Origin of the sequence: Domibacillus epiphyticus, from assembly GCF_001975785.1 — a bacterium.
GTDB classification, from domain to species: Bacteria; Bacillota; Bacilli; order Bacillales; family Domibacillaceae; genus Domibacillus; species Domibacillus epiphyticus.
In genome coordinates this window covers 1-5971 of the sequence record NZ_MSFI01000038.1, presented here as the reverse complement: position 1 = coordinate 5971, position 5971 = coordinate 1, and the positions used below count along the sequence as shown (strand labels likewise).

The window sequence follows — 5971 nt, the reverse complement described above, 5'->3', positions numbered from 1 at the left end:
CCCTGTGAGAGCAGGACGCCGCCAGGCATACGAGAAGAACAGCGAAAGCTGTTCTTTTTTTGTAAATAAATTTAACTTAATATATGACGTGATTTTTTACTGTAAATAATAATGTTGGTGTAAAATTTGAAAAAACTTATATAATTAGGTAAAATATAATGATATAACAAATAATTTACAACAACGATAATGGCAAACTTATTGAAAGGTAAGGACGCAAAGCTACGGGTCTAAGGCTATTAAAGCTAGGATCGCCGGGTTACCGAAAAGGTTTGATTTTAGAAAAAGGAAGCGGTGATGTTTCTTTCTATTCGCTGCTACCCTACTAAGCTCACCAATCTTTTTGGTGAGCTTTTTTGTTTTTTTACGTCTGTGAAAAAGAAGACAAAGCAAGTGATTAATCACATACTTACTAATGGGAAAGAATTAAATATTATTATAATAATGGAGATTGTAAATGAATATAGAATATATTGCAGACCTGTTTAGAAACCATTATGATATTGAATTCATTAAAAAAATAATTGATAGTGTGGACGCGACCATTTGGTATAGAGATTTAGAAAAAAATTCTCTGTGGGTATCAAGCGAAAATGCAAAAATTTACGGGTATACTCAAGACGATTTTGAAAAAAACCCTCAGTTATGGCAAGACTTTGTTTTTTCAGAAGATTTACCAATTGTTGAAAAACATATAAAAAACATACTAACCGGTAGTCCGTCAGAAGTTGAATACAGAATCGTTCGTTCTGATGGAGTGATCAGGTGGGTTCAAGAGAGTGCAAATGCAATAAAAAACGATAAGGGAAAAGTTATTTTAAGTACGGGAGTCGTTTTTGATATTACGGAGCGTAAAAAAGCAGTGATCCATTTAGCTGAAAGTGAAGAACGATATCGTAATCTTGTTCAGCTATCACCGCACGCTGTTTTTGTACACCAGGAAGGAAGAATCGTTTATGCAAACCCAGAATCACTTAAAATGGTAGGTGCAAAGCATGACGATGAAGTGTTAGGCAAAAGTATTCATGAAATTTTTGAGTTAGAAGAAGTAGATATCGTACATCAGCGAGAAGAGAAACTAATAGGTGGAGAAAAACTTTCTTTTTTTGAGTACAAAGTAAAAATGCTGGATGGACGTGTAATGGATATAGAGTCGAATGCGGTATTGATACCGTTTGGTGGAAAATCAGCTGTTATGGTAGTCGCAAAAGATATTACAGAGAAAAAGAAATTATATAATCAATTAAAGGATAACAAACAACGATATAAATCGTTAATTGAGTTTAACGCAAATAGTGTCTATTCATTAAATGTTAACGGTTTTTTTACCAGCATTAACAGTATTTGCGAACAAATCTCTGGTTACAGCGAAGAAGAAATTTTACATAAAATGCACTTTCTTGACATTGTTATACCTGAAGAAAAAGAAAACGTAAAAAAACGGTTTGATTTAGTGACAAAAGGGAACCCTCAAAATTTTAGAACTGCGATTTTTAACAAAAATGGTTCGCTCATTTATTTAAATACCTCAATTGTTCCGATTATGGTAAACGGACAATTTGACGGTGTATATGGTATTTCACAGGACATTACGAAACAAGTAGAAATAGAAAAGCACAATGAACACATGGCCTTTCATGATTATTTAACAGGTTTGCCTAATCGAAATATGCTGCATTCCCGTCTATCAGATGAGTTAATGGTTGCAGCTGAAAAAAAACAACGCTTGGCTGTATTAATGATTGATTTAGATCGATTTAAAGTCATTAACGACACATTAGGACACAACATGGGTGATCTTCTCTTAAAAGAAGTGACGAATCGTTTGAGGACCTCAGTACATGGGAAGGATATCATTTTTCGCCAAAGTGGAGACGAATTTATCGTTGTATTAGGCGATGTGGATCGTAATGTTGCTGCAAAGATAGGCCAACGGATTATAGATGCTATTGCCAGCCCTTATAAGATAAAAAATTATGACATTTTTACTTCTTCCAGTATAGGGATTAGTCTTTTTCCAGAAGATGGAGAGACGGTTGAGACGTTAATTAAGCATGCTGATTTTGCAATGTATCAAGCGAAAAAAGCAGGGAAAAACAATTATAAATTTTACTTTTTAAATGAGAATGAAATTAAGATGAATCCTTTAAAAATAGAAGTGGATCTTTATAAAGCGATTGAACGGAATGAGCTGCAGCTGTACTATCAGCCAAAAATCAATTTAAAAACAGGAAAAATAGTCGGTGTTGAAGCGTTAATACGCTGGTCTCATCCAGAGTTTGGAATGATTTCACCCGCAACCTTTATTCCGATTGCCGAAGAAACCGGATTAATTATTCCTATTGGAGAATGGGCGTTGCTTGCGGCGTGCACGCAAAACAAACAATGGCAAGAAAAAGGTTTTTCAACTATGGTAGCTGTCAATTTATCGGCAAGGCAATTTACACAATCCAATTTCGTTCAAATGGTTGCCAATGTATTGAAAGACACAGGAATGAGTCCTCAATTTTTGGAACTTGAGATAACCGAAAGCATGACGGTTGATATTGAACATACGATTGCAACCCTGCAGCAGCTGAAACATTTAGGCGTTCACATAAGCATTGATGATTTTGGAACCGGGTTCAGTTCTTTAAATTATTTAAAGCAATTTCCGGTAGATACTTTAAAGATTGATCAATCGTTTGTGCGGGAACTGCATAACAACCCAAATGATGAAACTATTGTAAAAACGATCATTTCCATGGCTCATAACTTAAACGTAAATGTAGTGGCAGAAGGCATCGAAACGAAGGAACAACTTGTATTTCTTCAACAGCACCTATGTAACGAGGGCCAGGGGTATTTCTTTAGTAAGCCGTTACCTGCCAATGAATTAGAAAAGGAATTACAAGCAATTCAACAGATTGTAGAAAAACAAGGAATTTCTCAAGATATTAATGAACGAATGTGGGCGGAAGAATTATTACAAGTGGCAAAAAAAGAACTGTACGACACGGTTCGTTTACAGCAGGGGATGATCTTAAAATATAAAAAAATCGATGATCGATTTATTCATACTCTTTGTGATGGGGAATTACTCTACCGATTAGGAATGATTCCTACACAAGTGGTTGGGAATGAATTACACGAAATTATCTCTTCCGATAATGCCCGGGAAAAAACAAAATATTATGAGAGAGCATGGGAAGGGGAAGAATTAGTTACATATGAGAACGAGGTAAATGGCATTCATTATATTGCTCATTTGCGTCCTATTAAAAAGGGGGGAGAAGTAGTAGAGGTCATCGTTTCCTGTATGGATATCACTGCTCGCAAAAAAGCCGAGGAAGCTTTGCGAGAAAGTGAATATAAGTATCGTCTTATAGCGGAAAACATGAACGACTTACTTCTGTTGATTGATATCCACGGACACATTTTTTATGCATCCCCATCTCATCAAACAGTACTTGGTTATTCACAGTCTTTTTTTAAAGATAAGCACCCATTAGATATCATTCAGCCGGAGGACATTCACATTATAATAAAAAAGTTTAAGGAGATAGCCAGTACGAAAACACCTTCCCGTATGGAATTTCGATGCCTGCATGCAAATGGGAGCTGGCTATTAATTGAATGTACAGGTACACCCGTTATTGGTGAAAATGGAGAAACCGAACATATTATGATAGTAGGGAGAGATATTACAGAGAGAAGGAAAGCAGAAGAAATGCTGTCAAAATCAGAGAAACTATCCGTGATAGGAGAACTCGCTGCCAGTGTTGCCCATGAGATAAGAAATCCTCTCACTTCGATAAGAGGTTTCGTTCAATTATTACAACAAGGAGTAAGTAAACAAGAGTTCTTTGATGTCGTTTTTGATGAATTTCAACGGATCGACGAAATTATTAACGAGTTTATTAATCTGGCTAAGCCACAATGTATTCAATTAAAAAAAGATGATATTAGAACAGTATTAAAAGACGTCAAAAGATTGCTTGAAGCGGAAGCGAATGTTAAAAATGTACAAATATTTCTTGAGTTTGATCAAAACATTCCACATATTATGTGCGATAAAAACCAAATAAAACAAGTGTTTATTAACTTAGTTAAAAATAGTATTGATGCAATATCCAACGGAGGATTTGTAAAAATTCATGTTTTGAATGAAGAAGCAAATGTACTAATAAAAGTGATCGATAATGGCATTGGGATAAGTGAAGATCGCCTTCAACGATTAGGTGAACCTTTCTTTAGCAACAAAGAAAAAGGGACCGGTTTAGGTTTAATGTTATGTTCTAGAATTGTTAAGCAGCATAATGGAACGATTACGTTCAAAAGTAAAGAAAACGTCGGGACAACGATTGAAGTCAGATTACCTTTATTTTATAAAACGTAACGAGTAATTAAAGTGTAATGAGCTGGAGGGTATTTTCCTTCAGCTTTTTTGTTATTACTATACTGTTAAAAATGAAATTCTAGGGCATCTGTCAGAAACCTCGCGAGAAATTATGAAAACGTCCCGTTTGTTATTAGATCAAACAGAAATTGGTCAACAGCTGGATAAAACTATTCAGGAAGTCGAAAATAAAGAGCGGCAGAAACATGGTGTTACAGTGTATTATGCTTCAACGTCTAAAGGGATTCAGCAAATTGCTTCACTTTCAAGAACACAGTATCCGTATCGGATATCTGCTAAATATGCAGAAGATGGGAATCGTGCGATTGATATAATGATACAGGAAATACGCAAACAGATGGAGCTTTCGTCGCAGACAATCACCGTATTACATAAAAGAGTTGAAAGAATTAATTAACGAGATCATTCCGGTCATTTCACAGATCTTTGATCAAACAAATTTAATTGCTTAAACAACAGCTGGAGAAGCAGTACGTGCTTTTAGTGTTGTAGCAGGAGAGGTAAGGAAATTAGCGGAACAACCCTCTAAAAGAGATGGATTTTGTGACACTTAAGATGCGTACCGTATAACATCATGTTTTATCAAACATAAAAGTTTCCGAGGAAACGAAGAAAGCCTTCAGTAATATTTATCATGCTTCACAAGAAGTAAAACAACAGTCAGACGGTATTTCATCGGCTTCTGTAAAAAGAAGTGAATGTAGAGGACAGAACCTCATTTCCTAAAAGACCAATCTTAATAAAGGGGTTTTTCCAATCTATACATGAGACATCAAACGCATCTAAAGCAATGAAATCCTTAGTTTTTGAACAAGTAATGAAAAAGCAAGAAGATGGACGGCATTGAACTTACAGAAACTTGGTATTCTAATTATTAAATAAATACAAATGAATCTCTTCTTCAATAGTTTCATTAGATACATATTTTCAACAAACACGTCCCGCTTATTTTCGGGACGTGTTTGTTTGATTGCCGGAATCGTGTTTGTCTTCATAAGCAATCAGAGTGTAGCCCAATTCTCCTTCAAATTGCTTTAATTTTTCCGTTTGCTCCGATGATAATTGTGCGACTGTGTAGTCTTCACTGGTCATGTAATCACTCCTCCTTTGTTACAGTGTGCCCGAGAAAAACAGATACACTCCTAAATAAAATTTTCCTTAATAACGACATTAAAGATAAGATAAATGATACCTTCCATTGAAAAGTTTTGAAAATTTTTATAATGGAATATTTCATTGACAGTATAATTAACAACATGTTATATTATTATTCGTCGCTAAACAAAGCGGATTTAATTGTTAAATATGATAAATCTACTATATGTTAAAATTTATTTCAGAATAATTTTTAACATGAAATACTTTTTGGCTTTTAGATTATTATGTTATATTTGATTGCTGCTTGTTTTATAGTGTTTACACAGAATCAAACAACAAAACATGTTAAATAATTATTTCTAAATAATTATTGACATTCGGTTATGGAAATGCTATTATGATATAGCTGTCGTCGAAGACGGCGAGAGAGATTGATCTTTGAAAACTGAACAAAATCAATAAAAACGTCAACGT

The 5971-nt window shown here is 34.7% G+C and carries 3 protein-coding genes and 1 riboswitch; of the genes, 2 read left to right on the top strand and 1 reads right to left on the bottom strand.

Annotated elements, in window-relative coordinates:
- Nucleotides 1-181: 181 nt before the first annotated feature.
- Nucleotides 182-267: riboswitch (cyclic di-GMP riboswitch) on the top strand.
- A 190-nt stretch (nt 268-457) separates the two neighbouring features.
- Together BTO28_RS16875 and BTO28_RS16515 are read left to right on the top strand one after the other, a co-directional pair.
- Complete coding sequence (locus BTO28_RS16875; protein ID WP_083711731.1) at nt 458-4378, top strand: PAS domain S-box protein; 3921 nt, start codon at nt 458-460, stop codon at nt 4376-4378.
- Nucleotides 4379-4490: 112 nt separating this feature from the next.
- Complete coding sequence (locus BTO28_RS16515) at nt 4491-4796, top strand: hypothetical protein (RefSeq protein ID WP_076768300.1); 306 nt, start codon at nt 4491-4493, stop codon at nt 4794-4796.
- Nucleotides 4797-5344: 548 nt separating this feature from the next.
- Here the strand turns inward: BTO28_RS16515 and BTO28_RS17230 are convergent.
- Complete coding sequence (locus tag BTO28_RS17230; protein WP_158068846.1) at nt 5345-5491, bottom strand: hypothetical protein; 147 nt, start codon at nt 5489-5491, stop codon at nt 5345-5347.
- Nucleotides 5492-5971: the final 480 nt, after the last annotated feature.

Coding starts and splice junctions, on each gene's coding strand:
- BTO28_RS17230 (WP_158068846.1), bottom strand. CDS start 5,491: ATGACCAGTGAAGACTACACAGTCGCACAATTATCATCGGAGCAAACG.
- BTO28_RS16875 (WP_083711731.1), top strand. CDS start 458: ATGAATATAGAATATATTGCAGACCTGTTTAGAAACCATTATGATATT.
- BTO28_RS16515 (WP_076768300.1), top strand. CDS start 4,491: ATGAAAACGTCCCGTTTGTTATTAGATCAAACAGAAATTGGTCAACAG.